We start from the raw sequence: 25,999 nt of genomic DNA, 5'->3' as shown, positions 1-25,999 counted from the left end.
ACCCTGCCCGCGACCGGATTCCCGAGAATTCCGAGATCCCCAGGAGGTGACGACCATGGCGACCACCACCCTCACCAAGGCCGAGGACCGTGCGTCGGTCGAGCACGCCGCTCGCATCACACATGTCTCCAAGTCCTTCGCAGGACCCGCGGGGCGGCAACTGGTCCTGGACGACATCACGCTCGATGTCGCCCCGGGCGAGTTCGTCACCCTCCTGGGGGCCTCCGGGTGCGGTAAGTCGACCCTGCTCAACCTGGTGGCCGGGCTGGACGACCCGAGCGCGGGGTCCATCGAGACCCCCGGCGGGCGGCCGGCCCTGATGTTCCAGGAGCACGCCCTCTTCCCGTGGCTGACCGCGGGCAAGAACATCGAACTGGCCCTGCGCCTGCGCGGGGTGGCCAAGTCGGACCGCCGTACGGAGGCGGAGCGGCTGCTCGAACTCGTGCGCCTGGGCGGGGCGTACGGGAAGCGGGTGCACGAGCTCTCGGGCGGTATGCGCCAGCGGGTGGCGATGGCCCGCGCACTCGCCCAGGACAGCCAACTGCTGCTGATGGACGAGCCCTTCGCCGCGCTCGACGCCATCACCCGCGATGTGCTGCACGACGAACTGACCCGGATCTGGCGCGAGACGAACGCCTCGGTGCTCTTCGTCACCCACAACGTGCGTGAGGCGGTGCGGCTCGCGCAGCGGGTCGTGCTGCTGTCGTCGCGGCCCGGCCGGATCGCCCACGAGTGGACGGTCGACATCGAGCAGCCGCGCCGCATCGAGGACACCGCCGTGGCGGAGCTGTCCGTCGAGATCACCGAACAACTGCGTGGGGAGATCCGCCGCCATGGCCAGCACTGACACCAAGCCCGACGATCTGGCCGGTCTCGAGGCCGGGCTGGACGCCCTGGACGCCGTCCAGGTGCGGCGGACCCCGCTGCGCGAGGTCCTTCTCGCCAAGGTCCTGCCGCCGGTGGTCGCGGTGGTCCTGGTGGTCCTCGTCTGGCAGCTGCTGGTCTGGGGGAAGGTCACCGACGACTACAAGCTGCCGCCGCCGTCCGCGGTCTGGGACAGCGCGCGGGACATGTGGCTGAAGGGCACGTTGCTCGAAGTCGTCTGGACGAGTGTGTCGCGCGGTCTGCTCGGCTTCCTGCTGGCCGTGGCCATCGGTACGCCGCTGGGCCTGCTGGTGGCCCGGGTGAAGGTCGTCCGGGCCGCGATAGGTCCGATCCTGTCGGGGCTCCAGTCCCTGCCCTCGGTGGCGTGGGTGGCCCCGGCGGTGATCTGGCTCGGCCTCAACGACAAGATGATGTACGCGGTGATCCTGCTCGGCGCGGTGCCGTCGGTGGCCAACGGCCTGGTCTCCGGCGTGGACCAGGTGCCGCCGCTGTTCCTCCGTGCGGGGCGCACGATCGGTGCGACCGGGCTGCGCGGGACCTGGCACATCGTCCTGCCGGCCGCTCTGCCGGGCTATCTGGCGGGCCTCAAGCAGGGCTGGGCCTTCTCCTGGCGCTCGCTGATGGCCGCCGAGATCATCGCGTCCTCGCCCGATCTGGGCCTGGGGCTGGGGCAGTTGCTGGAGAACGGCCGCAACAACTTCGACATGCCGGGCATCTTCCTGGCGATCCTGCTCATCCTGTTCGTCGGCATCGCGATCGATCTGCTGATCTTCAGCCCGCTGGAGCGGCGGGTGCTGCGCGGCCGCGGCCTCCTCGTCAAGAACTGAGACCCCATGACTGCCCCGGTCCTCCTCGTCATCGCCCACGGCAGCCGCGACCCGCGGCACGCGGCGACCGTGCACGCGCTCACCGCGCGGGTACGGGCGCTGCGGCCCGGGCTGCGGGTGGAGACGGGTTTCCTGGAGTTCAACGCGCCGTCGGTGCCCCGGGTGCTGGAGCGCCTGGCCGCGGACGGTGCGGGGGAGGTCGTCGCCCTGCCTCTGCTGCTGACCCGGGCCTTCCACGCCAAGACGGACATCCCCTCGGTGCTGCACGAGGCCAGGACCCGGCTTCCGCAGCTGCGGATCCGGCAGGCCGATGTGCTCGGCCCGTCGCCGCTGCTGAACGCGGCGCTGGAGGAGCGGCTGTACGAGGCGGGGCTCTCCCCCGCCGACAAGAGCTCGACCGGGCTGGTCCTGGCCTCGGCGGGCTCCACGGACCCGGAGGCGATCGCGGTGATCGCTGAAATCGCGCGGGAGCTGCGGCACACCGGTTGGTGCGCCGTGCGGCCCGCGTTCGCCTCCGCATCTCTGCCCCGTACCGAGGAAGCGGTGCGGGACCTGCGGTCCGAGGGGGTGCGGCGGGTGGCGGTGGCCCCGTACGTCATCGCCCCCGGCCGCCTCCCGGACCGCATCGCCGCCGGTGCGGCCGGGGCCGATGTGCTCTCCGGGGTGCTGGGCCCGTCGCCCGCTCTCGCCCGGCTGCTGCTGGCCCGGTACGCCGAGGCGTGCGGGTCGGCGGCCGGGACGCGGTCGCTGAGCGCGTAGGGCGGTTCAGCCGCGGTCGAGGGTGCCGGTGCGGGACCGCTTCAGCTCGACGAAGTCGGGGTGGCCGGGTCGGAGTAGAGGTCGACGGCCGTCCTGCCCGCCGGGGTGTCGGTGTGCGTGGTCATGGCAGGAGCCCAGGGAGACGGTGGCCCGGGACCGTGGGCCATCCCGCCTCCGGTGCGATGGGCCACCGGTGGGGTCAGACCGCCGCCCGGCGCGGGTCGCGTCCGCTGAGCGCCAGCGCCCGCTCGAAGGCGGATCCGCCCGGGGGCGGCGGGACTTCGGCGGCGAAGCCCTCGTACTTCCGGTAGAGCGCGGCGGACGCCTCGACGATCTCCAGGACGTCGGCCGCCGCCGGATCGGAGAGCCGGAACTCCCCGCCCGTGGCCGTGGCGACGTCCCAGCCGTGCAGCGCCGCCTCCACCGTGAGCATCCCGGCGATCTCACGGGCCGGGGAGGAGCCGTGTCCGGTGTCGATGTCCCCCTCCCAGACGGCCGGGTCGGACCAGGCGGCGACGGCGCGGTCGAGCCGGCGGGCGTAGCTCCCGGCCCAGTCGGGGCCGGCCGTGAAGTCGCGGGCCGTCAGCTCGTCGGGGATCGGTGTGCGCAGGGCCCGGTGCTCCAGCCCGTAAGCGGTGTAGAGCACCCAGTGGTTGACCAGTTGCCGCAGGTCCCAGTCTCCGCAGGGGGTGGGCGCGCTGGGCGCGAGCGGGGTACCGGCGGCTCGGGCGACCCGGGCGCACTCGGCAGCGCATTCGGTCATGTGTGCGTACGCGTTCCTCATGGCTCCATGGTGGGCGCGGGCTCCGCCCACGGTCTTGAACAAACGCGACAACGGGCCGCGCTCCGGGAGCGCGGCCCGCCGGGGTGAGCCGGGTCGGTGATGCGTCAGCCTCAGAAGACCTGGACGCCGTAGGCGTTCAGCGCTTCCACGACGGGCTGGAAGAACGTGGTGCCGCCCGAGGAGCAGTTGCCGCTGCCGCCCGAGGTGAGGCCGAGGGCGGTGCTGCCCGCGAAGAGCGAGCCGCCGCTGTCACCGGGCTCGGCGCAGACGTTGGTCTGGATCAGGCCGGAGACGATGTCACCGCCGCCGTAGTTCACGGTCGCGTTGAGGCCCGTGACCGTGCCGCTGTGGACGCCGGTGGTGGAGCCGCTGCGCTTGACCGCCTGGCCGACCGTGGGGTTGGCGGCCGAGGTGATGTCCTGGTAGCTGCCGTTGTAGAGGTAGACCCGGCCGTCCGCGTTGGCGGAGTTGGAGTGCCGGATGAGCCCGTAGTCGTTACCGGGGAAGCTGGAGCCCGCACGCGAACCGAGGCTCGCGGTACCGGCGGAGTTGGTGTACCAGGTGCTGCCGATCTCGGTGCAGTGCCCGGCGGTCAGCGCGTAGTAGGTGCTGCCGCTGCGGACGTTGAAGCCGAGGGAGCAGCGTCCGCCGCCGGCGTAGATCGCCTGGCCGCCCGCGATGAGCTTGTTGAACGTGCCCGGGGTGTGCTTGATGTCGATCTTCGCGCCGGTGTCGGTGACCGACTTCTCGATCGTGGCGACCTCGGTCGCGGAGACCGTGCTGTCGACGGTCACGACGACCTTGCCGGTCTTCGCGTCGGTGTACCAGGCGGTGCCCGCGATGTCCGCACCGCGCACGGCGGTGCTGGCGTCCGCGAGAGCCGCCTTGGTCACGGCGGTGTCCTGGGTGGGCTGGGCGACCGCGGTCGGGGCCGCAAGCGCGACGGCGGTGACCAGGCCGGAGGTGACGGCTATGAGCCGTGCGCGTCTGGAGAGGGAGCCGAGGGGCTTGAAGGTCACGAAATCCTCCATGGATGGGGGGTGTCGCGGACCGCTGGGTGGGCGGCCGCCGGGTGCGGCCGATCACGGACCAGGTGGGTCTGGTCGTGAACCTGCCAACCGCACGGCCTGAATATTTGCCTCCGCTTGACCCGGTGACAAGAGGCCCGCCCGGATCCGTGACGGAAAACGGACGGTGAACGCCGATACGCGGCGAGGTGGCCCGCGGACACCCCCGTCCGCTCATCGGACGGACCGCGGCCGGTCGAGGCGCCGGCGGGCTCGGCAGGGACGCGACGAGGGAGCATGTCCACCGGCACCCCCTCCGCCCGGTCACGCCCGCCGTCCCGGGGCGGGTCCCCGGGACGGCCCGCGGGCCGTGCGTGGGCCGGTGCGCGGGACCGCGCCGCGGACGGTTCGCCGTACGGACGCGATTGGCCGAAATCAGTTCCTGGGGTCCGACGCGGCCCCTCTCCGGCGGCCGGTCCTCCGTCGGGCGCCCGGACGTCAGACCTCGGCGAACGGGTCGTCGATGAAGGGCGTGGCCTGGTGGAAGTAGAGCCGCCAGCCGCTGTCGGTCAGCCGCCACAGCGAACTGCGGTGCGAGCGCAGCCCCCGGGACTCCGTGTCGAAGGTGAGGTGCACCAGGTCCTCGGCGAGCTGTTCGCCGCACATCCGCGACGCCGTCAGCGGGCCGGGACGCGGAGCCTCGGGGTCGGGCGCGGTCAGGGCGGCGATGATGGTCTCCCGGTCCCACAGGCGGCCGCTGGTGCCGATCTCCCGGAAGTCGGGGTGCAGCATCGTCGCCAGCAGTTCCGCCGAGGCCCGTACGACCGGGTCGAGGAGGCGGAGTTCACCCTCGACGGCTGCGGCCACGGCGGGCGAGGGGTCAGTCACGCGTCATCTCCACGAGTCGGGCCACCGTGTTCCAGTTGCGGGAGGTCGCGACGAGGCCCCGGTTGAGGGCGGGGCGCCCGAGTGCGACGGCCAGCTTGGAGCGGCCGAGCCCGTCCGGCGCGTACAGGTAGAGCTCCCGGCCGCCGATCCGGAACTCCTCGGGGAGGAAGGCGGCGGTGTCCAGCGACGCGAAGCGTGCCGCCTCCACGGGCCGGTCGAAGAAGGTGACGTGCAGTTGTCTTCCCTCCAGCCGGTCGGCGGGGAACGGACACGCGTCGGCCACCGCGGCGAGGGAGCGGCCGGTGCGCACGAGGACGTCGACCCGGAATCCGACGTGCTCCTCGACGGCCCGTTCCAGCTCGGCGCCCAGGGTGTCCTCGTCGCCGGACGCGCTGCTGAAGACGGCGTTCCCGCTCTGCAGGTGGGTGGCGACGTCCGTGTGGCCCAGCTCCGTGAGCAGCGCCCGGAGTTCCGCCATCGGGACTCTCCGGTGACCGCTGACGTTGACTCCGCGCAGCAGCGCCGCGTACCTCGTGCTCATGCTCCCCACCATAGGACGGTCTTCTCGGCCGGTGAGAGCCGCCGCGCCCCGTGGGGGAGGGCGCGGCGGCCGCTGTCACCGGTGCTGCCGGACGGTTACTCGACGATCTTCAGGAGCTTGTTCGCGGTGCCCGTGGTCGCGTTGGAGATGGCGTCCGGGGTGGCTCCCTCGGTGAGTGCCGTGGCGACCTCCTCCGGGGTGTCGTCCGGGTGTCCGCCGAGGTAGACGGCGGCGGCGCCGACGACGTGCGGGGTCGCCATCGACGTACCCGAGATGGTGTTGGTGCCGCTGTCGCTGTCGTTCCAGTCGGAGGTGATGTCCGAGCCGGGGGCGTAGATGTCCACGACCGAACCGTAGTTGGAGAACGACGACTGCTCGTCGTCGACCGTGGACGAGGCGACCGTGATGGCCTCGGGCACGCGCGAGGGGGAACCCTGGCCCGCGTCGGAGGACTCGTTGCCCGCGGCCACCGCGAAGGTGACACCGGAGGCGATGGCCTTCTGGACCGCGGCGTCGAGGGCCGGGTCCGCGCTGCCGCCGAGGCTCATGTTGGCGACGGAGGGGCCCTCGTGGTTGGCGGTGACCCAGTCGATGCCGGCGACGACCTGCTCGGTGGTGCCGGAGCCGGAGTCGTCCAGCACGCGGACGGCCACGATGTTCGCCTTCTTGGCCACCCCGTGGGCGGCGCCCGCGATGGTGCCGGCCACGTGGGTGCCGTGTCCGTTGCCGTCGTCGGCGTCGTCGTCCTCGTCCACGGCGTCGAAGCCGGAGGTGGCCCGGCCCTCGAAGTCCTCGTGCGTGACGCGGACCCCGGTGTCGATGACGTACGCCGTGACACCCTCACCGGCGGCGTCCGGGTAGGTGTACGCGTCGTCGCCGGCGGTCTCGGTCTGGTCGATCCGGTCCAGGCCCCAGGACGGGGGGTTCTCCTGGGTGGCGTCGATGTGGAACTTCTTGTTCTGGACGACCTTGGAGACGGCGGGGTCGGCGGCGAGGCGCTTGGCCTCGGTCTCGGTGAGGCCGCTGGCCGAGAAGCCGTTGATGGCGGAGCTGTAGTTCCTCTGGAGCTTCCCGCCGTAGCTCTTGGCGAGTTCGCTCTTGTCCGTCTTCTCGCTCAGCATGACGATGTAGCTGCCGGACACGGCGGTGGCCGCGTCGGCGCCGTAGACGGTACCCATGGCGGGGGCCGGGGCGGCTCCCGCGAACGACGTGCCGAACAGGGTGACGCCGGCGGCCGCCGCCACGGCGGTTATGGCGGCGGTGAGCTTGGTCCGGCGGGCGCGCTGGTGAATGGCCATGAAGAGGGGTTCTCCTCGTCACTCTTTGTGGGGGGATTGGCCCTCGGCCGGAAAATCTCCGGGGGCTGCCTCGAAACCCTGCTCGATTGACGCGCCCAGATCAAGACCTTCATGTAGCCGTCACGCAGTCGCCCGGTTCTCTCCACAGCAAACCGAAGCACTTTCGACCAAGTCGGACAGCTCCCCCGACACCCCTCCCTACGACAGCACTTCGGGCGGACCGGGCCGGGCCCGGCCGCCGCCCCCGCGGTCCGAAGCCCTGCGTTCCGGAGGCGGCCCGGCGGTCTTCCGCCGCCGACGCCGAGCGCGTGACACCGCGTCCCGGCCGCACGTGTGAACGGGTGGTGCCGGCTCAGCGCTGGTAGCGGGCCAGCACCCGGTTGCCGTCCTCGACCAGCCGACGCCCGAGCTCCTCGGTGCCGATCGCCCCGCTGTAGTACTCCTGGAGAGCGGGCGTGGCCACCTTGTCCTTCCACTCCGGGTATCCGCGGACGAACTGCGCGGGGGCCGGGCGCAAGGACCCGGCGAGCGCCGCGCCGGTCGCCCAGCCGTCCTCGGCGGTGTGCAGGGCCGGGTCGGCCAGGGCCTCGGTGCCGGTGGGCAGCATCCAGTCCCCCTTGGCGAGCCGGACCATGTTCGCCGGGCGCAGCAGGTAGTCGACGAAGCGCACGGCCTCCTCCTTGTGCGGGCTGTCCCGCGCGACCGAGAGGGTCTGCGGGCTCACCCCCTGGGCGAGTCCGTCGCTGCCGGCCGGGGCGGGCAGGACGCTCCATTCGAACCCTTCGGGCGCCTGCTCGGCGACCTGCTGACGGTAGGAGAAGCCCAGCGGGACCATGGCGTACTTCCCGCCGAAGAGGCCGGGGAGGGTGTCCGACCCGCTCATGCCGAGCGCCGAACGGGTCGCGCTGCGGTCGGCGTTGACCTGGTCCCGGACGGTCCCCGGCATCACCTGGTCGCCCTCCTCGAAGCGGACCGTGGTCTTTCCGTCGGCGCCGCGGTGGAAGAGCTGCCCGCCGGCGGAGAGCCCCAGGTTGAGGGTGACCGACACCGGCTCCTTGAGCGGCCAGGCGACCCCGTACCGGCCCTCGCCCGACAGCTCCTCGGTGACCCGCCGGAACTCCGGCCAGCTCCACGGCCGCCGCGGGGTCGGGATCCGGACACCGGCGGCCCGCAGGGCCTTCGTGTCGGCGATCAGGACCCGGGGCTCCTGGAGGAAGGGGACGCCGTAGACACCGCCGTCGAAGGTCGTGGTCCGCCACGACCTCTCGGGGATGTCCTCGGTCAGCCGGCCGGGCAGGAGGGTGCGCAGATCGGCGAGGTAGCCGCCGTAGGCGAAGTCCGCGAGGTCGTCGGAGGCGTCGTGGATGACGTCGGGGGCCTCACCGCCCTCGAAGGAGGTGAGCAGCTGGTCGTGGACGTTGTCCCAGCTGCCCTGGACGTAGTCCACCTGGATGTCGGGGTGGGTGGCGTTCCATTCGCTCACCAGCTGCTTGTTGGCGGCGACGGACTCCTTCTGCCAGGCCAGTGACTGGAAGCGGAGATGGACCGTCCCGTCGGCCTCCGCGGGCCCGTCGCCGCCCGCGCAGCCGGTCAGCAGCAGGGCCAGGGCGGCGGCGGTCGCGGTGAGCGCGGTCCGCGGCGTGTGGCGGCGCATCAGTGCTTCACCGCCCCGGACGTGAGCCCCCCGGTGATCCGCCGCTGGATGAGGGCGAACACCACGAGGGAGGGCAGGGTGGCGAGGAACGCGGCGGCGGCGAGCGGCCCGAGGTCGGCCGCGCCCTCCGCGCCGAGGAAGTGGGTGAGGACGACCGGCAAGGTCTGCTTCTCCGGGGTCTTGAGAAGGACGAGCGCGAAGAAGAACTCGTTCCACGCGGTGATGAACGCGAAGAGCGCCGTGGCGACGATCCCGGGGGCCAGCAGGGGCGCGGTGACCGAGAGGAGGATCCGTGCCTTCCCCGCTCCGTCCACCGCCGCCGCCTCCTCCAGCTCGCGCGGCACCGCCCGTACGTACCCGGCCAGCATCCAGAGCGCGAACGGCAGCGACCAGACGACGTAGACGAGGACCAGTCCCCCCAGCGAGTTGATCAGGCGCAGGTTCTTCAGGACCAGGAAGAGCGGGATGATCACCAGCACGAAGGGGAACGCCTGGCTGACGACGACCCAGCCGGTGGCAGCCCTGGAGAGCCGGCCCCGGTGGCGGGCCATCACATAGGCCAGGGGGGTGGCGACGCCGACCGCGATCACGGCGGCGCACAGGGCCGCGGTGAGCGAGTTCGCCGCGGCCCTCAGCAGCGGCTGTTCCTCGAAGGCCTGCCGGAAGTTGTCCGTCGTGGGGTGCTCCGGGAGCCAGGTCGGGTGCAGTGAGCCCAGTTCGCGTGCCGGTTTGAAGGCGGTGGAGAGCAGCCACAGGAACGGGAACGCCAGGAAGACGAGGTAGCACAGCAGTGCGGCGTACTGTCCGGCCCGCGCCGTCCTGCTCGTACGGGTCATCACGTGTCCTCGCCTCCCTTGAGCCGGCCGGCGAGGAAGACGGCGAGGACCACCGAGATCACGGCGACCATCACGCAGCCCATCGCGGCCGCGTACCCGAACTGTCCGTAGCGGAAGGCCTCCTCGTAGGCGAAGAGCATGGGCAGCCGGGTGCGGCCGCCCGGCCCTCCGCCGGTCAGGACGTAGACCAGGGCGAAGGAGTTGAAGTTCCAGATGAAGTTGAGGGCGGTGACGGCCAGCGCCACCGGTACGAGGGCGGGCCAGGTCACCGTACGGAAGCGGCGCCACGCCCCGGCTCCGTCCAGGGCGGCAGCCTCGTGGAGCTCGTGCGGGGTGTTCTGCAGTCCGGCCAGCAGTGCCACGGTGGTCTGCGGCATGCCCGCCCAGACGCCGACCAGGACCACGGCGGGCAGCGCGGTGGCGAGTCCGGTCAGCCAGTCACGTCCGTCGCCGAGTCCGAGGTCGCGCAGGGTCTCGTTGAGGATGCCGGCGTCCGGGTTGTAGACCAGACGCCACATGATGCCGACGACCACCTCGGGCATGGCCCACGGAATGATCGCCAGTGCCCTGGCCAGCCACCGCAGCCGCAAATCCGTGTTCAGCAGCAGGGCCAGGCCGAGCGCGAGCACGAACTGCCAGGCCGTGACACCGACCGCCCACAGCAGACCGATCCGGAAGGACTCCCAGAACAGGCCGTCGTGCAGCAGGTCCTGGAAGTTGAGCGTGCCGGTCCACCGGGTGGAGCGGGTACGGCCCGACTGCGCGTCGGTGAAGGCCAGCGCGATGCCGTACAGCAGGGGTCCGACGCTGAGGACCAGGATCGGGATCAGGGCGGGCAGCACCAGGAACCAGGTGGCTCCGTCCGGTCCGCGGCGCCCGGCCGGCGCTCCGCCGCGCGGGACCTTGCGGCCCGGCGGCGCTGCCCCACCGGTCGTTGTCACGGATTTCGCCCCTTTGTGTCATGAGACCTGGTTCATCCCGGTATGGCCGCGCGCACGGCCCTCGTCATCGTGCTGACGTGCCCTCCGTTCGTCAAGGTGGCCTGCGAGGATGCGAAAATCAGGGCATGGACGAGATGCGTGCCCGCGAGGTACTGACCGCCGCCGGACTGCCCGCCGGCGCCGAGCTGCTCGCGCTCGGCGAGAACGCGGTGTTCGCGGTCGGCGATCTGGTGGCCAAGGTGGGGCGGGCGGCCACCTCCCACCCCGAGCTGCGGGAACGGGCCGAGCGCGAGGTGGCCGTCGCGCGGTGGCTCGCCGACTCGGGGGTGCCCGCCGTCCGCGCCGCCGAACCCGCGCCGCGGCTGGTCGAGGGGCACCCGGTGACGCTGTGGCACCGGCTACCGGAGGCCGTACGGCCGACCGAGCCCCGGGACCTGGCGCCGCTGCTCACCCGCATCCACGCGCTGCCCCCGCCCGCGGACTTCACCCTGCCGCGCCGCGAGCTGCTGGGCGGCGTCGAGCGCTGGCTGCGGCTCGCCGGTGACGCCATCGACCCGGCCGACGCCGACTACCTGCGCGGCCGGCGCGACGGCTTCGCCAAGGCCGCGGCGGCCCTGGCCCCGCATCTGACCCCCGGGCCGATCCACGGTGACGCACTCCCCCGCAACGTCCACATCGGCCCGGACGGACCGGTCCTCGTGGACCTGGAGACCTTCTCGGCCGACTTCCGGGAGCACGACCTGGTGGTCCTCGCCCTCTCCCGTGACCGGTACGGGCTCTCCGCCGAGGCGTACGACGCCTTCACCGCGGCCTACGGCTGGGACGTGCGCGCCTGGGCGGGGTGCGCGGTGCTGCGCGGGGCCCGCGAGACGGCGAGCTGCGCCTGGGTCTCCCAGCACGCCCCGACCAACCCGAAGGCGCTGGCGGAGTTCCGCCGGAGGGTGGCGTCGCTGCGCCAGGACGATCCGGAGGTCCGCTGGTACCCCTTCTGACCCCGCCGTTCAGGAGGCGTGTGCCGGAGCGGGCTCGCGCAGCGGCCAGCGGCCGTCGATCACCGCGTCCGCCGTGCCCTTGCGGCGCAGGAACTTCTGGAAGTCGGCGGCCCAGTCGGCGTACCACCCGATCTGACGCTCGTGCAGCTCGGCGGTGGTCAGGGCGGCCACCGATCCGTGCCGCTCGGCTATCGCGTACGCCACGCGGACCGCGGCCAGCGCGTCGGCCGCCGCGTCGTGGGCCCCGCCGTGCACCACGTCGTACTCGACGCAGACGGCCTCCAGGGTGCGCTTGCCCTTGCGGTAGCGGTCGACGGCCCGGTCGATGGTGTACGGGTCGATGACGGGGCCGATGCCCGCGCCGCCCAGCCGCTCGCTCAGGGAGGGCAGGCCGTGGCGCCGCAACTCCGCCGAGAGCAGCGTCAGATCGAACGCCGCGTTGTACGCGACGACCGGGACGCCGGCGCGCCAGTGCTCCACGAGGATTCCGGCGATCTCGTCCGCCACCTCGCGCACCGGCCGGCCCTCCGCCGCCGCGCGCTCGCTGCTGATGCCGTGGATCGCCGACGCCTGCTCGGGGATCCGCACGCCCGGGTCCGCCAGCCAGGTGCGGCACCCGGCGGCCTCGCCGCCGCTGCTCTCCACCGCGACGACCGCGGCGGTGACGATGCGGGCCTCCAGCGGATCCGTGCCGGTCGTCTCCAGGTCGAACCCGGCCAGACGCTCCCGGTGCCAGCTCATCCCGTACCTCCTTCGGTGGTGCTCTCCCCCATGTGGTGACCACCTTCGCACGGGCCACTGACAACGCAGGAGGGGGCGTCAGAAGGCGGGCCCACTCAGGAGACAGGCCGCGAATCGGTCCAAACCGACTCGAATTCCTCGCGGTAGGTCTCGAAGAGTCCGTGCTCGCTGTCCTGCCCCGCGCGGACCACCGCCCGCCCGCCGCCGCGCAGCACGAAGACGGGCGCCTCCATGCCGCGCGCACGCCGCAGGTAGGGCTGCACGACCCCGACCGCGTCGGGCCCGTCGCCGTCCACCAGATAGGCCGTGAAGCGCGGCGTCTCGTCGAAGACCTGGATCTGGAAGGCGCCCGGGTCGCGGAGCTTGGAGCGGACCCGCCGCATGTGGAGGATGTTCATCTCCACCGAGCGGCTCAGCTCGCCCTTCTTGAGGCCCAGTTCCCGCTCACGGCGCTTGACGGCACTGCTCGCCGGGTTGATGAAGAGCAGCCGCACCCGGCACCCGGACTCGGCGAGCCGGACCAGCCGGCGCCCCGAGAAGTTCTGGGTGAGCAGATTGAGTCCTATGCCGATCGCGTCCAGCCGGCGCGCACCGCCGAACAGGTCCTCGGCGGGCAGCTGGCGCTGGAGCCGCACCCGGTCGGGATGGACGGAGACCACGTCGGCGTACCGGTCGCCGACCAGCTCCTCCACGGCGTCCACCGGGAGCCGGTCGGCGGAGGGGACGGCCGCACCGCTGCCCAGGATCTCCAGCAGGCGCGCCGAGGCCCGCTCGGCCTGCGCGAGGACGGCCTCGTTCAGCGCGCGGTTGCGGGAGACGACGTTGCGTGCCACCTCCAGCTCGTCGAGGGCGAGCTCCACCTCACGGCGGTCGTCGAAGTACGGCTCGAAGCAGGGCCAGTGCTGGACCATCAGCTCCCGCAGCTGAGGCAGGGTCAGGAAGCTGAGGACGTTGTCGTCGGCCGGGTCGAGGAGGTAGCCCTTGCGGCGGGAGACCTCCCGGACGGCCACGGCGCGCTGCACCCACTCCTGTCCGGCGGGTCCGGCGGCGGCCACCACCCAGTCCTCGCCGTGCACGGGCTCGTAGATCGGGCGGATCACCGCGGAGACCACGGCACGCAGCCGCTGTTCGACGAGATTCAGCCAGATATAGGCCCGTCCGGCACGTTGGGCCCGGGTGCGCACCTCGTTCCAGGCGTCGGCCCCCCAGTCCAGCTCCACGCCGATCTCCATGGGCTGCGCGAGGGAAACCGCCCCCGGCGGGGCATCGGTCGGCTCCCCCTCGTGACCTGCGTCACCTGGGGGTAGCTCGAACCCTCCCGAGCTCACCCGCGCACCGCCTTCCGCTCCCCCACCAACGATCAAGGAAGGGTACTCCGGGAGCGGGAGCCGGTGCAGCCGGATGCACAGGCTCCTCACTCAACTCCCCTGCCTCCCTGGCTCCTTCTCCACGGCGAGATCGGGGGGAGTGAGCCGATTCATAGGGATTGCACACCCCGCGCACACGGCATACCGGGCGGCGCGACGGGCTGTCGGCCCGGTGTCACTCTCGGGGCGGTCCCGAGGTGTCCGAAGTTGACCGGCTGGGCAGCATCCGTGACGACGGGACCCGGCCGCACCGGGCGACCTACTAGGTACAGACGCATCTTTCGGGGATTATCGGGTCAAGAACCCCGAAGCACCCGGATCAGAAGTGGAAGAGTCCTATCTATGCAGGTCTGGCCGGGACAGGCGTATCCCCTCGGCGCGACGTACGACGGCGCCGGGACCAACTTCGCGGTCTTCTCGGAGGCCGCCGACCGGATCGAGTTGTGCCTGCTGCACGACGACGGTTCAGAAACGGCGGTGGAGCTCCGCGAGACCGATGCCTTCGTCCGTCATGCCTATCTGCCCGGTGTGATGCCGGGCCAGCGCTACGGCTTCCGGGTGCACGGCCCGTACGAGCCGCAGCGCGGGCAGCGCTGCAACTCGGCGAAGCTGCTCCTCGACCCGTACGCTCGTGCGATCTCCGGGCAGATCCAGTGGGGCGAGGCGGTGTACGGCTACCCGTTCGGCAAGCCGAACGAGCGCAACGACCTCGACTCGGCGCCGCACACCATGAGCTCGGTCGTCGTCAACCCGTACTTCGACTGGGGCGACGACCGCCGTCCCCGTACGGACTACCACCGCACGGTGATCTACGAGGCCCACGTCAAGGGCCTGACGATGCTTCACCCGGGCCTGCCCGAAGAGCTGCGCGGTACGTACGCGGGGCTCGCGCACCCGGAGATCATCGCCCATCTGACGGAGCTGGGCGTCACCGCGATCGAGCTGATGCCGGTGCACCAGTTCGTCCAGGACCACCGCCTCGCCGACGCCGGCCTCGCGAACTACTGGGGCTACAACACCATCGGCTTCTTCGCCCCGCACAACGCGTACGCCTCCTGGGGTGACCGCGGCGAACAGGTGCTGGAGTTCAAGCAGGCGGTGAAGGCGCTGCACCAGGCGGGCATCGAGGTGATCCTCGACGTGGTCTACAACCACACGGCCGAGGGCAACCACCTGGGGCCGACGCTCTCCTTCCGAGGCCTGGACAACGCCTCGTACTACCGGCTCACCGACGACCCGCAGTACTACATGGACACCACGGGCACGGGGAACTCCCTGCTGATGCGGTCCCCGCACGTGCTCCAGCTGATCATGGACTCGCTGCGGTACTGGGTGACCGAGATGCATGTGGACGGGTTCCGCTTCGACCTGGCGGCCACGCTGGCCCGGCAGTTCCACGAGGTGGACCGGCTGTCGTCGTTCTTCGACCTGGTCCAGCAGGATCCGGTGGTCAGCCAGGTGAAGCTGATCGCCGAGCCCTGGGACGTGGGCGAGGGCGGCTACCAGGTGGGCAACTTCCCGCCGCTGTGGACCGAGTGGAACGGCAAGTACCGGGACACGGTCCGCGACCTGTGGCGGGGCGAGCCCCGGACGCTGGCGGAGTTCGCGGGGCGGCTGACCGGCTCCTCGGACCTCTACCAGGACGACGGCAGGCGCCCGCTGGCCTCGATCAACTTCACCACCTGCCACGACGGGTTCACACTGCACGACCTGGTCTCGTACAACGACAAGCACAACGAGGCCAACGGCGAGGGCAACCGGGACGGCGAGAGCCACAACCGCTCGTGGAACTGCGGCGCGGAGGGCGCCACGGAGGACAAGGAGGTGCTGGAGCTGCGCAGCCGCCAGATGCGCAACTTCATCGCCACCCTGATGCTCTCCCAGGGCGTCCCGATGCTGAGCCACGGCGACGAGTTCGCCCGTACGCAGCGCGGCAACAACAACGCCTACTGCCAGGACAACGAGCTCTCCTGGGTGCACTGGCCCGATCCGGCGGCCGCCCAGGCCCAGGGCGACGGCGGCAAGGAGGGCGCGGAGGCCGGAGGGTCGGACACCAGCCTGCTGGAGTTCACCCGGGCCATGGTCTGGCTCCGCCGCGACCACCCGGTCTTCCGGCGCAGGCGGTTCTTCCACGGCCGCCCGGTGGAGGGCACGCACGACGAGTTGTCGGACATCGCCTGGTTCACGCCCCGGGGCGACGAGATGACCCAGCGGGACTGGCAGGCCGCGCACGCGAAGGCCATGACGGTGTTCCTGAACGGGCACGCCATCTCGGAGCCGGGTCCGCGCGGCGAGCGGATCTCGGACGACTCGTTCCTGCTGATGTTCAACGCGAGCGCGGACACCCTGGAGTTCACGGTGCCCACGCACCACGGGAAGCGCTGGCAGGTCGTCGTGGACACGGCGATCCCCGACGGGGTGGCGCCGGGTGCCGGGCCGAAGGTGGCGGCCGGCGAGCGGGTGACCCTGGTCGGGCGCAGTCTGACGGTGCTCAAGCGCCCGGCGTGACGCGGGCGGCGGACCGCCCCCCGTGGGCCGCGGCGTAGGCCGATCGGGTCACGGGGGCGGCCGGCCCGGCGCCCCACGGGCCTCCGGGTGACACAGAACCCGTCAGGCTGGGTACGTACGAGGCCATGACGCCCACCGCCACCTACCGGCTCCAGCTCCAGCCGGACTTCCCGTTCGCCGCCGCGGCCGGCGCCGTGCCCTATCTCGCCGGGCTCGGTGTCTCCCATCTGCATCTGTCCCCGGTCCTGGAAGCCGTGCCCGGCTCCACGCACGGCTACGACGTGGTCGACCACAGCCGGGTCCGGGCCGAGCTCGGTGGCGAGGAGGGCCTGCGGGAGCTGTCCGCGACGGCGCGCGAGCACGGGCTCGGGCTGGTCCTGGACATCGTGCCCAACCACATGGCGGCCTCGGCCCGGTACAACCGGCCGCTGTGGGAGGTGCTGCGGGAGGGCCGCGAGTCCCCGTACGCCCGCTGGTTCGACATCGACTGGGAGGCGGGCGGCGGCAAGGTGCTGCTGCCGGTCCTCGCGGGTCGGATCGGTGAGGAGAGCGACCGCTTCGAGACCGGCACCCGGGACGACGGCACCCCGGTGCTCCGCTACGGGGAGCAGGAGTTCCCGCTGCGGGAGGGCACCGAGGACCTTCCGCTGCCCCGGCTCCTGGACGCCCAGCACTACCGTCTGGGCTGGTGGCGGCTGGCCCGTACGGAGCTGAACTACCGGCGCTTCTTCACCATCTCCGACCTGATCGGTGTCCGGGTCGAGCATCCGGAGGTCTTCGAGGCCACCCACGTCAAGATCCTCGAACTGCTGGCCGACGGCACCGTGGACGGGCTGCGCATCGACCACCCGGACGGGCTGGCCGATCCCGCCGCGTACCTGGAACGGCTCGGTGAGGCCACCGGCGGGCGGTGGACGGTGGTGGAGAAGATCCTCACCGCAGAGGAGGTCCTGCCGGCCGGCTGGGCGGTCGCGGGGACGACCGGGTACGACGCCCTGCACCGGATCGACGGGCTGTTCACGGACCCGGCGGGCGCGGCGGACCTGCTGGGCCGCTACCGGGACTTCGCGGGTCCCCCGGGGGACCGAGGCGGCTACTGGACGGCGACCGTGCGCCGGGCCGCGTACCGGGTGGTCACCCACGAGCTGGCCGCCGAGACCGAGTGGCTGACCCGGCTCGCCGTCCGGGCCTGCGACGAGGATCCAGCGCTGCGGGACCACGCCCCCTGGGCGCTGCGCACGGCGATCCGGGAGCTGCTGGTGCGGGTCCCCGTCTACCGCCCGTACGTCACGGCGGGAGGCCCGCCCACGGAGCTCGCCGAGTCGACGCTGCCGCCCCAGGCGGTACGGGACGCGAAGGCCGCCTTCTCCGTGCCCCAGGAGGCGGCGGCCGTGGACGTGGTCCGGGAGCTGGCGCTGGGGCGGCTGGGCGCGGGGGCCGGGCATGCCGCGTTCTGTGCCCGGTTCGCGCAGACGGCCTCGGCACTGCACGCCAAGTCGGTGGAGGACACGGCGTTCTACCGGTACGTCCCGCTGATCTCGGCGACCGAGGTGGGCGGCGACCCGGGCCGGCCGGCCGTGGGCCCGGAGGAGTTCCACGCGTACTGCGCCCGCCTCTCCCGCGACTGGCCGGCCACCGGCACGGTGCTGACCACGCACGACACCAAGCGCAGCGGTGACCTCCGGGCCCGGATCGCCGTCCTGTCGGAGTGCCCGGAGCGCTGGGCCGCCCTGGTGGCACAGCTGTCCCGGGCGGCCGGGGTGGCGGCGCCGGATCCGCAGCTGGCCTGGCAGGCCTGGCAGTCGGCGTACGGCTGTGCGGGGCTGCCGGCCGGGGAGGCGGCCGGCCGGCTGGAGCCGGCGCTGCTGAAGGCGGTCCGGGAGGCGGGCCTGTTCACCAGCTGGACGGAACCGGACCCGGCGTACGAGCGTGCGGTGACCGACTTCGTGGCGGCGGGTCCGGGCAGCGACTCGGGCGAGGCCCGCTCGGCGCTGACCCGGTTCTCGGCGGCCCTGGAGCCCTCCGTGCGGGCCAATGTGCTGGGGGCGGCGCTGGTGCACCTGACGATGCCGGGGGTGCCCGATCTGTACCAGGGGACGGAGCGTGAGTACATCGCCCTGGTCGACCCGGACAACCGGCGCCCGTTCGCCGAACCGCCCGAGGGCCAGGACGCCAAGGCGGAGGTCACCGCGGCGGCCCTGCGGCTGCGCCGGGAGCGCCCGGAGCTCTTCGACGGGTCGGGAACCTACGCCCCGCTCGCCGCGCGGGGCCCGGCGGCCGCCCACTGCCTGGCGTTCTGCCGGTCCGGTGAGGTGGTCACGGCGGTGACGCGGCTGTCACTGCGGCTCGCGGAGGAGGGCGGCTGGCGCGACACGGCGCTGACGCTGCCCGACGCGGGCCCGTGGCGCGACCTGCTCGCACCGGGGCGGGAGTTCACCGGCCCCGAGGCCGCCGTGGCGGAGCTGTTCGCGGACCGGCCGGTGGCGCTGCTCGTCAGGGTGTGAGGCGTATGTCCCGGGGCCCGGTCAGAGCGGCGGGCCCTGCACGGGTGCGGAGAGCAGGAAGGTCATGCGGCCGAAGCTGACCTGGTCTCCCTCGCGCACCGGGACGGAGCCGATGACCCGCTGGCCGTTGACGCAGGTGCCGTTGGTGGAGCCGAGGTCGCGCAGGATCCACCGGCTGCCGTGGGCGATCAGCTCGGCGTGCCGGCGCGATACCGTCTCGTGGCTGAGCCGCAGTCCGTTGCCGGGGTCGCGGCCGATGTGCAGCGGATGCGGGCCGGGCACCGGCAGCAGGAGTCTGGGCAGCCGCTCGGACTGCCAGGCCCTGCGCAGCCGCGCCGGGAACGCGGACACCCCGCCGACCACGCGGAAGAGACCGGACGCCCATCGCCCGCCGGTGTCCAGGTCTGCGGTGAGCACCGCGAGGTCCTCGGAGCGCCGGGCGGTGAGCGCGAGTTCCATCCGACGCAGGAAGGTGTCCTGGGAGAGCTTGCCCTGGGCCACGCCGTCCCTGAGTGCGTCGAGCGCACGGTCGCGCTGGGCGTCGGACAGCCGCGCGGGGTACGTGGAGTGCTCGAAGGATGACGTCACCATGCGATTGTCGGGCCGACAGGGCTGAGGTGTCCAGAAGAACAACGCTTCTCGCCCTCCTGACCAGGGCACCAGCGGCCCAGGGGGCGGTGATCGCCCGACGGCGGGGCCGCCGGGTCGCTACTGTCACGCCCGCCGTCGCCGACCCGCGCCGGTGAACCGCGTTCCGGAGCGTCTGTGACCCCTCCTCACCCGACCTGGCCTCCGGCCGCGGTGACACCCGCCGGTGCGCCCCGGCCCGAGTACGGCCGGTTCGTCCCGCCCGGCCGGCGCGAGGACCCCGCCGCCCGTGAGGTGGTCGAGGCCCGGCTGCGGGTCATGGAGGCGAGCGGTGCCCGGATCCCGGTGGAGCGGCGCCCGGATTGGCGGGCGGGTACGCCCGTCCCCCAGGGCAGCGGTCGCCTGATCTCCCGTCAGGTCGAGGACCGGGAGGACCTGGTCGCCCTGACGGCTCCGGTGACGGAGGGGGCCCTGGACGCCCACGGCCAGGCGGACCTGGCGTCCGCCGCGACCGACCTGGGCAACGTGCCGATGGCCACCGCGTTCGCCCGGGCCGGGCACCGCATCGTGGAGGAGCGCGTCCATCTGATGTGACGCGGTGTCAGCCGGCGTGCTGGGCCCGGATCACGTCGCGGTACCAGGCGTAGGACTCTTTGGGAGTGCGCCGGAGCGTCTCGTAGTCGATGTGGACGAGCCCGAAGCGCTTGGCGGCGCCCTCGGTCCACTCCACGTTGTCGGTGAGTGACCAGGTGAAGTAGCCGCGTACGTCGATGCCCGCGTCGATGGCCGTCCGCAGTGCCTCCAGGTGTCCTTCCAGGTAGGCGATGCGGCGGCCGTCGGCGACGGGTTCGTCGACGGCGCAGCCGTTCTCGGTGATGTACACGGGTGGCAGCCGGTCGCCGAAGCGGTCGCGGAGCTGCCCGAGCGTCTCGGCGAGCCCTTCGGGGACGACGGGCCAGCCGAAGTCGGTGGTCTCGTACCCCTCTATGGCGCGGATCCCGAACGGGAGTCCTTCCGGCACGCTGTAGCCGGAGAAGGAGTCCAGGGCCTCCGGCTTCGGGGCGCCGACGAGGGTGGGGTTGTAGTAGTTGACCCCGTACCAGTCGAGCGGGGTGGAGATCACCTCGAGGTCGTCCTCGAAGGGGCCCGGCATGAGCGCGGCGAAGCCCTCGTCGGGGTAGCGGCCGGTGAGCACGGGGTCGGCGAACAGCCAGTTGGTGAGGGTGTCGTAGAGCTCCGCGCCCATGCGGTCCTCGTCCGATTCGCCGGCCGTCCAGACGGGGGTGTGGGACAGGGCGACGCCGATGTTCCCGGCGCCGGCCGCGCGCAGCGCCCGTACGGCGAGGCCGTGGGCGAGCAGTTGGTGGTGGGCGGCGGGCAGCGCGTCGAAGAGCAGGGTGCGGCCGGGGGCGTGCTCGCCCAGCGCGTATCCCAGCAGGGTGACCTCGGCCGGTTCGTTGATGGTGATCCACATGGGGACGCGGTCGGCGAGGCGTTCGGCGACGATGCCCGCGTACTCGGCGAAGCGGTAGGCGGTGTCCCGGTTGAGCCAGCCGCCCTCCTCGTCGAGTGCGAGCGGGGTGTCCCAGTGGTAGAGCGTCGGGGCGGGGGTGATGCCGTGGGCGCAGAGTTCGTCGACGAGCCGGTCGTAGAAGTCCAGGCCCGCGGGGTTGAGCGCGCCGCTGCCTGCGGGGACGACCCGGGGCCAGCTGACGGAGAAGCGGAAGGCGTCCGCGCCGAGTCCGGCGAGCAGGGCGACGTCCTCCCGGTAGTGCTCGTGGAAGCCGGTGCCCCGGGTGGTGTCGGTGCCGTCCTTGATCCGGCCCTGCGCGGCGAAGGCGTCCCAGCCGGAGAGGCCCTTGCCGTCGGCGTCGTGGGCGCCTTCGGTCTGGAAGGCGGAGGCGGACGCTCCCCAGAGGAAACCGGGGGGAAAGGTCGGCACGGTCATCTCGGCCTCCAGCAGCCGTCAGAGGGACCTGGTACTCGTTCCGGGTATTCCTGCCCGTGTCCGCCACGTATGAGCACAAGCCGGTAGGGCAATGATCAGGACCAGACCTTAATCGCCAGATACGGACTCGCTCCAGTGTCCCGGGGGCCGTGCGTGCGCATTCCGCCGATCATGGGGCCCGGGGCGGGCCTGTCGGTTCGTGGACGAGGAGTGGTGGATGCAGTTCGAGGTGTGGGCCCCTCAGGCCGCGTCGGTCCTGCTGGCGACGGCCGACGGGCGGCGGCCGATGGAGCGCGATCCGCTGCGTGCGGGCTGGTGGACGGCCGAGGCCGAGGCGGTGGACGGCGACCGCTACGGCTTCGTCCTCGACGACGGCCCCGTCCTGCCCGATCCGCGCTCCCGCCGCCAGCCGGACGGGCCCGACGGCGAGAGCGCGGTGGTCGACCAGGAGGCGTACGACTGGCGCGGCGAGTGGTCCGGACGCGGGCTGCCGGGCGCCGTCCTGTACGAGCTGCACATCGGGACGTTCACCGAGGCCGGCACCTTCGACGCGGCCGCCGAACGGCTCGGGCACCTGGTGGACCTCGGCATCACCCATGTGTCGCTGATGCCGGTCTGCCCCTTCCCGGGCACGCACGGGTGGGGCTACGAGGGCGTGTCGCTGTGGGCGGTGCACGAGCCGTACGGCGGGCCGGAGGGCCTGAAGCGCTTCGTGGACGCGGCGCACGGTCTGGGTCTGGCCGTCGTGCTGGACGTGGTGCACAACCACCTGGGCCCGTCCGGCAACCACCTCCCGGCCTTCGGCCCGTACTTCACCGACACCCACCACACGCCGTGGGGCTCGGCCGTCAACCTCGACGCCCCGGGCTCGGACGAGGTTCGCGCGTACCTGCTGGGCAGTGCGCTGGCCTGGCTGCGGGACTACCGGCTCGACGGGCTGCGGCTGGACGCCGTGCACGCGCTGGCGGACGGCCGGGCGCTGACCTTCCTGGAGGAGTTGTCCGCGGCGGTCGACGCGCTCGCGGCGGAGGTGGGCCGTCCGCTGCCGCTGATCGCCGAGTCCGACCTGTGCGACCCTCGGACGACGGCACCGAGGCCCGAGGGCGGACTCGGCCTGCACGCCCAGTGGAACGACGACTTCCACCACGCCCTGCACAGCGCGCTGACCGGCGAGTCCCAGGGCTACTACGCCGACTTCGCCGCAGCCCCGCTGGCCGCGATCGCCAAGACGGTGACCGCCGCGTTCTTCCACAACGGCACGTACTCCAGCTTCCGGGGCCGCACCCACGGCCGGCCCGTCGACATCACCCGTGCTCCCGCCCACCGTTTCGTCGGCTACTCCCAGACGCACGACCAGATCGGCAACCGCGCGCTCGGCGACCGGCTCTCCTCGTCCCTCTCCCCCGGACTCCAGGCGTGCGCGGCGGCCCTGGTGCTCACGGGGCCGTTCACCCCGATGCTCTTCATGGGCGAGGAGTGGGGCGCCCGCACCCCGTGGCAGTTCTTCACCGATCACACCGATCCGGCGCTCGCACGTGCCGTACGCGAGGGCAGGAGGCGGGAGTTCGCCGAGCACGGGTGGGCGGCCGAGGACGTCCCCGATCCGCAGGACCCGGGCACCCGGGCCCGCTCGTGCCTCGACTGGAGCGAGCCCGAGCGTGAACCGCACGCCCGGATGCGGGCCTGGTACCGCGAGCTGATCGCGCTGCGCCACGCCATGCCCGACCTGTCCGACCCGGACCTGGCCGCGGTCCGGACGGCGTACGACGAGGAGGCGCGCTGGATCGCCTACCGCCGGGGGGATCTGCGGGTCGCGGTCAACCTGGCCGACGCGCCGGCCGCCATCCCGCTGGGCCTGGGGCGGCACCGCACGGGCGGGGGCGGGTGCTGGCCGCCTGGACGCCGGTCGAGGCTCCGGGCGCGGACGGTGTGCTGCGTATGCCGCCGGAGTCCTGCGTGGTGCTGGCCGACGAGTGAGCCGACTCGCCTGACGGCCCGTCAATCCACCGGGCAGCGGCCGCGCGCCGCCCGGTGACGGGGCCCGCACCCCCTACCTCGCCTCCGTGCGCGTGCCCACCGCCGCACCGCGCGACCGGTCGTCCGCGTCCAGCAGGCGGCGGAGCAGCCCGGTCAGCGTGTCGCGTTCGGCCGGGGCGAGGGCCGCCAGGAACACGTCCTGGGATTCCCGGGCCCCCGCGAGCAGCCGGCGCTGGAGCGCCGCGCCCTCCTCGGTCAGCCCGACCACCTGCCTGCGCCGGTCCGCCTTGTCCCGGGCCCGGTGGACCAGGCCGCGCTCCTCCACCACGTCGAGGTACGCCCCGAGGTGGCTGCGCTGGAACCCCAGCCGATCCGCCAGCACGTGCTGGGGCAGCGGGCCGAAATCCGCGAGCGCGGTGAGGGTCGCGAAGTGCGGCAGCCGCAGGCCGTACCGCCCCACCGCACCGACCAGCGCGTCATGGCCGATGCGGGCCGCATGGCCGACGAGGTAGGAGGGCAGCGCCAGCAGGCCCGGCGGGCGGGGCACCGGGTCCTCGCCCCCCGCGGGGGCGGCTCCGTCGGGCCCGCGCTCGGTGGTTTCGCTCATGGTCACATGCTACCCGGGGACAGTAGCCGGACGTAAGGATGACCTCAGGTAATGATTTCCTGGCGCTATTGATTGCGGCGGACGGCTCCGGGCCGCTCACCGTGCGTCCCACACCGTGCAGCGGCGTCCGCCGGTCCACCGTGCGGCCATGGGACGAGTCGGCCCACCGGACCGGCCGTCGGCCCGCACCACCGGTACGGCCGGGACGGACGAGGACCTCCTCCCGTACCTGAGCCGGTCCGACCCGCGGCTGGATCCGGTGCTGGACCGACTGGCCGTGGAACACCGGGCCGTACGGGGCGTGGTCGACCGGCTCGACCGCGCGCCGATGGCGGTCTACTCGACGACCGCGAGCTCGCGCGGGGTGGTGTTCAGCCGCCGTCCGCCGTCCTCGGTGACGGTGACGATGTCCTCGATGCGGACCCCGAAGCGGCCGGGGAGGTAGACGCCCGGCTCCACCGAGAAGCACATCCCGGGCACCAGTGGCTGTTCCTCGCCCTCGATCATGTAGGGCGGTTCGTGCGTGGTGACGCCGATGCCGTGGCCGGTGCGGTGGATGAACCGCTCGCCGAGACCGGCCTCGGTGATCACGGCGCGGGCCGCCCGGTCGACGTCCTGGCAGGCGGCCCCGGGGCGTACGGCACCGAAACCCGCCTCCTGGGCCTCGCGCACCAGGTCGTGGACCGACTGCTCCTCGGCGGTGGGCTCGCCGACGTGCACCGTACGGGAGGTGTCGGAGCCGTAACCGTGCTTGAGGCCACCGAAGTCCAGGACCACCATGTCGCCTCGCTCGATGACGCGTGTCCCGGCCTCGTGGTGCGGGTTGGCTCCGTTCGGGCCGGAACCGACCACGGTGAAGTCGACCTGCTCGTGGCCGTGCTCCCGCAGGAGGGACGCCAGGTCGGCGGCCACATCGGTCTCCCGGCGGCCCGAGAAGCGGACCTTCAGGATCCGCTCGTACGTGGCGTCGGCGGCGGCCCCCGCCGCGGCGAGCCGCTCCAGCTCGGCCTCGTCCTTCACCGCGCGCAGCATCGGCAGGGCCGAGGTCAGGGAGGCGTAGGAGGTTGAGGGCAGGAGGTCCTGCAGGGCCAGCAGATGCAGGGCCCACGTGTTGTCGCTGACCGCGAACCGGCCGTTGGGGCCCAGCAGTCGGGCGGACAGGGCGTACGGGTCGACGGCGTCCGTCCAGTCCCGCAGGGTGAGCGCGGAGGCACCGGCCGCGTGTGCGGCGTCCGCCGCCTCCAGGGCGGGGACGACCAGAACGGGATCGTGGCCGGCCCGCAGGACGAGCAGGGTGAGCCGCTCGGTGGCGGCGGTCGGGCGGTAGCCGGTCAGGTGGACCAGGTCGGGCCCGGGGGCGACGAGGACACCCGCGAGTCCGGCCTCGTCGGCGGCCTCGGCCGCGCGGGCCATCCGCGCCCGGTAGTCGTCGGCGGTGAAGGGGAGAGGCTGGCCGGGGGTGGTGCTGGGGCTGGTCATGGAGCACTCCTGCGGGACGGCGGCACGGCACACAGCATCCTGCCCGCCCGGCCCGGACGATGCGAACGGTATCGGGACGCGCCCCGGGGAGGTCCCGGGCCCCGGCCGGGGTGCGGGCCGGCCGGGGTGCGTGCCCGCCGGGGTACGTGCCCGCTCAGGGCATCCGCACCACGAGGTCGGCCCGGTCGCGGTGCCGTTCCACGAGACGGGCGTTGCGTTCGTCGGACCCGGCGACCCAGCGTTCGGCGTACGGGCGGGGCTTGCCGAACCGCACGTGCCGGTCCACGAGGCGGCGTACCCGCAGCTCCGGGTCGGTGTCCAGGAACCACACCTCGTCGAGCAGCCCCCGTACCGGCGCCCAGGGCCCCTCGTCCAGCAGGAGGTAGTTGCCCTCGGTCACGACGAGCGGTGTGTCCGGGGGCACGGGCACGGATCCGGCGACCGGCTCCTCCAGTTCCCGGTCGAACGCCGGCGCGTACACGGGGTCAGGTCCCTCGGGGTGGCGCAGCCTCCTCAGCAGCGCCGCGTACCCGGCGGCGTCGAAGGTGTCGGGCGCGCCCTTGCGCTCCGCCCGCCCGAGCCGCGCCAGCTCGGCCCCGGCCAGATGGAAACCGTCCATCGGGACGAGGACCGCATGACCGTCGAGCGCGTCGACGAGCCGGGCCGCCAGGGTCGACTTCCCGGAGCCGGGCGCCCCCGTGATCCCGAGGACGCGGCGGCCGCCCGTGGTGGCGAGGCGCCGGGCGCGGGCCGTCAGGCGGGCGAGGTCGGGATGGGGGCCGGGGGCGCTCGTGTCCATGGCGGGCATTGTCCCCGGCCGCCCCGGCACCGCGTTAGTGTTACGTATAACCACTCCGCACGTCCATCC

General features: G+C 72.8%; 21 protein-coding genes and 2 pseudogenes. 8 read left to right on the top strand and 15 right to left on the bottom strand.

From position 1 onward, the window contains the following. The first annotated feature begins 55 nt into the window (after positions 1–55). The 3 genes from SACTE_RS26510 to SACTE_RS26500 are packed head-to-tail and all read left to right on the top strand — an operon-like array spanning position 56 to position 2,471. A complete protein-coding gene (locus SACTE_RS26510; RefSeq protein WP_014049097.1) occupies positions 56–847 on the top strand; it encodes an ABC transporter ATP-binding protein in 792 nt (263 codons plus the stop codon). Then, positions 834–1,712, top strand: coding sequence for an ABC transporter permease (locus tag SACTE_RS26505; RefSeq protein ID WP_014049096.1), 879 nt, complete (start codon positions 834–836; stop codon positions 1,710–1,712). The genes SACTE_RS26510 and SACTE_RS26505 overlap by 14 nt, the downstream gene beginning before the upstream one ends. A gap of 6 nt (positions 1,713–1,718) precedes the next feature. After that, positions 1,719–2,471 carry a sirohydrochlorin chelatase gene (locus tag SACTE_RS26500; protein WP_014049095.1) on the top strand — a complete coding sequence of 251 codons (753 nt, stop codon included), beginning with the start codon at positions 1,719–1,721 and terminating at the stop codon, positions 2,469–2,471. A gap of 199 nt (positions 2,472–2,670) precedes the next feature. On the opposite strand, the gene SACTE_RS26495 is transcribed toward SACTE_RS26500, so the two are convergent. The 8 genes from SACTE_RS26495 to SACTE_RS26460 all read right to left on the bottom strand — a co-directional run bounded on the left by SACTE_RS26495 (position 2,671) and on the right by SACTE_RS26460 (position 10,420). After that, positions 2,671–3,255: a TIGR03086 family metal-binding protein gene (locus SACTE_RS26495; protein WP_026359098.1), complete on the bottom strand. Its 585-nt coding sequence runs from the start codon at positions 3,253–3,255 to the stop codon at positions 2,671–2,673. A 110-nt stretch (positions 3,256–3,365) separates the two neighbouring features. Continuing rightward, complete coding sequence (locus SACTE_RS26490; protein ID WP_037758847.1) at positions 3,366–4,286, bottom strand: S1 family peptidase; 921 nt, start codon at positions 4,284–4,286, stop codon at positions 3,366–3,368. 474 nt (positions 4,287–4,760) lie between these two features. Beyond that, entirely contained in the window at positions 4,761–5,150 is a 390-nt protein-coding gene (locus tag SACTE_RS26485; RefSeq protein ID WP_014049092.1) for a nuclear transport factor 2 family protein, read from the bottom strand. Then, positions 5,143–5,691, bottom strand: coding sequence for a DUF1697 domain-containing protein (locus SACTE_RS26480; RefSeq protein ID WP_026359099.1), 549 nt, complete (start codon positions 5,689–5,691; stop codon positions 5,143–5,145). Before SACTE_RS26480 ends, SACTE_RS26485 begins: the two co-directional genes overlap by 8 nt. Before the next feature lie 95 nt (positions 5,692–5,786). Continuing rightward, complete coding sequence (locus tag SACTE_RS26475; RefSeq protein ID WP_014049090.1) at positions 5,787–6,989, bottom strand: S8 family peptidase; 1,203 nt, start codon at positions 6,987–6,989, stop codon at positions 5,787–5,789. 352 nt (positions 6,990–7,341) lie between these two features. Then, entirely contained in the window at positions 7,342–8,643 is a 1,302-nt protein-coding gene (locus SACTE_RS26470) for an extracellular solute-binding protein (RefSeq protein ID WP_014049089.1), read from the bottom strand. Then, positions 8,643–9,482: a carbohydrate ABC transporter permease gene (locus SACTE_RS26465; RefSeq protein ID WP_176724327.1), complete on the bottom strand. Its 840-nt coding sequence runs from the start codon at positions 9,480–9,482 to the stop codon at positions 8,643–8,645. Before SACTE_RS26465 ends, SACTE_RS26470 begins: the two co-directional genes overlap by 1 nt. Further along, complete coding sequence (locus SACTE_RS26460) at positions 9,479–10,420, bottom strand: sugar ABC transporter permease (RefSeq protein WP_014049087.1); 942 nt, start codon at positions 10,418–10,420, stop codon at positions 9,479–9,481. Before SACTE_RS26460 ends, SACTE_RS26465 begins: the two co-directional genes overlap by 4 nt. 125 nt (positions 10,421–10,545) lie before the next feature. Here SACTE_RS26460 and SACTE_RS26455 point away from each other — a divergent pair, with 125 nt between their 5' ends. Continuing rightward, positions 10,546–11,412, top strand: coding sequence for an aminoglycoside phosphotransferase family protein (locus tag SACTE_RS26455; RefSeq protein ID WP_019993132.1), 867 nt, complete (start codon positions 10,546–10,548; stop codon positions 11,410–11,412). A gap of 9 nt (positions 11,413–11,421) precedes the next feature. Here the strand turns inward: SACTE_RS26455 and SACTE_RS26450 are convergent, their stop codons facing one another. Both SACTE_RS26450 and SACTE_RS26445 read right to left on the bottom strand, forming a co-directional pair. Beyond that, entirely contained in the window at positions 11,422–12,153 is a 732-nt protein-coding gene (locus SACTE_RS26450) for a 3'-5' exonuclease (RefSeq protein ID WP_014049085.1), read from the bottom strand. Positions 12,154–12,248: 95 nt separating this feature from the next. After that, positions 12,249–13,481: an SAV2148 family HEPN domain-containing protein gene (locus SACTE_RS26445; RefSeq protein WP_014049084.1), complete on the bottom strand. Its 1,233-nt coding sequence runs from the start codon at positions 13,479–13,481 to the stop codon at positions 12,249–12,251. A gap of 381 nt (positions 13,482–13,862) precedes the next feature. On the opposite strand from SACTE_RS26445, the gene glgX reads away from it, so the two are divergent. Together glgX and treY are read left to right on the top strand one after the other, a co-directional pair. Next, a complete protein-coding gene (glgX, locus tag SACTE_RS26440) occupies positions 13,863–16,028 on the top strand; it encodes a glycogen debranching protein GlgX (RefSeq protein WP_014049083.1) in 2,166 nt (721 codons plus the stop codon). 125 nt (positions 16,029–16,153) lie between these two features. Beyond that, positions 16,154–18,532 (top strand): malto-oligosyltrehalose synthase, encoded by a 2,379-nt coding sequence (treY, locus tag SACTE_RS26435; protein ID WP_014049082.1) that lies wholly within the window; start codon positions 16,154–16,156, stop codon positions 18,530–18,532. A gap of 21 nt (positions 18,533–18,553) precedes the next feature. Here the strand turns inward: treY and SACTE_RS26430 are convergent, their stop codons facing one another. Then, positions 18,554–19,120: a DUF1707 and FHA domain-containing protein gene (locus SACTE_RS26430; protein WP_026359100.1), complete on the bottom strand. Its 567-nt coding sequence runs from the start codon at positions 19,118–19,120 to the stop codon at positions 18,554–18,556. 207 nt (positions 19,121–19,327) lie between these two features. On the opposite strand from SACTE_RS26430, the pseudogene SACTE_RS26425 reads away from it, so the two are divergent. Beyond that, positions 19,328–19,714 (top strand): annotated as a pseudogene (locus SACTE_RS26425) (hypothetical protein); the annotation flags it as partial. A 7-nt stretch (positions 19,715–19,721) separates the two neighbouring features. Here the strand turns inward: SACTE_RS26425 and SACTE_RS26420 are convergent. Next, the gene (locus SACTE_RS26420; protein WP_014049080.1) at positions 19,722–21,068 is read right to left on the bottom strand and encodes a GH1 family beta-glucosidase; all 1,347 of its coding nucleotides are present in this window, start codon (positions 21,066–21,068) and stop codon (positions 19,722–19,724) included. A gap of 217 nt (positions 21,069–21,285) precedes the next feature. Between SACTE_RS26420 and treZ the strand changes: the two are divergent. Further along, positions 21,286–23,045 (top strand): annotated as a pseudogene (gene treZ, locus SACTE_RS26415) (malto-oligosyltrehalose trehalohydrolase). 73 nt (positions 23,046–23,118) lie between these two features. Here treZ and SACTE_RS26410 read toward each other — a convergent pair. From SACTE_RS26410 to SACTE_RS26400, 3 genes are all read right to left on the bottom strand, one after another. Next, complete coding sequence (locus SACTE_RS26410; RefSeq protein WP_014049078.1) at positions 23,119–23,652, bottom strand: MarR family winged helix-turn-helix transcriptional regulator; 534 nt, start codon at positions 23,650–23,652, stop codon at positions 23,119–23,121. Positions 23,653–23,988: 336 nt separating this feature from the next. Further along, positions 23,989–25,131 (bottom strand): M24 family metallopeptidase, encoded by a 1,143-nt coding sequence (locus SACTE_RS26405; RefSeq protein ID WP_014049077.1) that lies wholly within the window; start codon positions 25,129–25,131, stop codon positions 23,989–23,991. Positions 25,132–25,285: 154 nt separating this feature from the next. Further along, positions 25,286–25,930 carry a nucleoside/nucleotide kinase family protein gene (locus tag SACTE_RS26400; RefSeq protein ID WP_014049076.1) on the bottom strand — a complete coding sequence of 215 codons (645 nt, stop codon included), beginning with the start codon at positions 25,928–25,930 and terminating at the stop codon, positions 25,286–25,288. Positions 25,931–25,999: the final 69 nt, after the last annotated feature.

The sequence above is a fragment of the Streptomyces sp. SirexAA-E genome (assembly GCF_000177195.2).
GTDB classification, from domain to species: Bacteria; Actinomycetota; Actinomycetes; order Streptomycetales; family Streptomycetaceae; genus Streptomyces; species Streptomyces flavovirens.
Note: the sequence above shows the minus strand (reverse complement) of the source record. Positions and strands in the feature narration are given on the sequence as shown.

Excerpts from the sequence above, each read along its gene's own strand:
- SACTE_RS26480 (WP_026359099.1), bottom strand. The coding sequence starts at position 5,691 with ATGAGCACGAGGTACGCGGCGCTGCTGCGCGGAGTCAACGTCAGCGGT.
- SACTE_RS26475 (WP_014049090.1), bottom strand. The coding sequence starts at position 6,989 with ATGGCCATTCACCAGCGCGCCCGCCGGACCAAGCTCACCGCCGCCATA.
- SACTE_RS26420 (WP_014049080.1), bottom strand. The coding sequence starts at position 21,068 with ATGACCGTGCCGACCTTTCCCCCCGGTTTCCTCTGGGGAGCGTCCGCC.
- SACTE_RS26500 (WP_014049095.1), top strand. The coding sequence starts at position 1,719 with ATGACTGCCCCGGTCCTCCTCGTCATCGCCCACGGCAGCCGCGACCCG.
- SACTE_RS26400 (WP_014049076.1), bottom strand. The coding sequence starts at position 25,930 with ATGGACACGAGCGCCCCCGGCCCCCATCCCGACCTCGCCCGCCTGACG.
- SACTE_RS26495 (WP_026359098.1), bottom strand. The coding sequence starts at position 3,255 with ATGAGGAACGCGTACGCACACATGACCGAATGCGCTGCCGAGTGCGCC.
- SACTE_RS26410 (WP_014049078.1), bottom strand. The coding sequence starts at position 23,652 with ATGAGCGAAACCACCGAGCGCGGGCCCGACGGAGCCGCCCCCGCGGGG.
- SACTE_RS26470 (WP_014049089.1), bottom strand. The coding sequence starts at position 8,643 with ATGCGCCGCCACACGCCGCGGACCGCGCTCACCGCGACCGCCGCCGCC.
- glgX (WP_014049083.1), top strand. The coding sequence starts at position 13,863 with ATGCAGGTCTGGCCGGGACAGGCGTATCCCCTCGGCGCGACGTACGAC.
- SACTE_RS26490 (WP_037758847.1), bottom strand. The coding sequence starts at position 4,286 with ATGGAGGATTTCGTGACCTTCAAGCCCCTCGGCTCCCTCTCCAGACGC.
- SACTE_RS26455 (WP_019993132.1), top strand. The coding sequence starts at position 10,546 with ATGGACGAGATGCGTGCCCGCGAGGTACTGACCGCCGCCGGACTGCCC.
- SACTE_RS26450 (WP_014049085.1), bottom strand. The coding sequence starts at position 12,153 with ATGAGCTGGCACCGGGAGCGTCTGGCCGGGTTCGACCTGGAGACGACC.
- SACTE_RS26510 (WP_014049097.1), top strand. The coding sequence starts at position 56 with ATGGCGACCACCACCCTCACCAAGGCCGAGGACCGTGCGTCGGTCGAG.
- SACTE_RS26405 (WP_014049077.1), bottom strand. The coding sequence starts at position 25,131 with ATGACCAGCCCCAGCACCACCCCCGGCCAGCCTCTCCCCTTCACCGCC.
- treY (WP_014049082.1), top strand. The coding sequence starts at position 16,154 with ATGACGCCCACCGCCACCTACCGGCTCCAGCTCCAGCCGGACTTCCCG.
- SACTE_RS26505 (WP_014049096.1), top strand. The coding sequence starts at position 834 with ATGGCCAGCACTGACACCAAGCCCGACGATCTGGCCGGTCTCGAGGCC.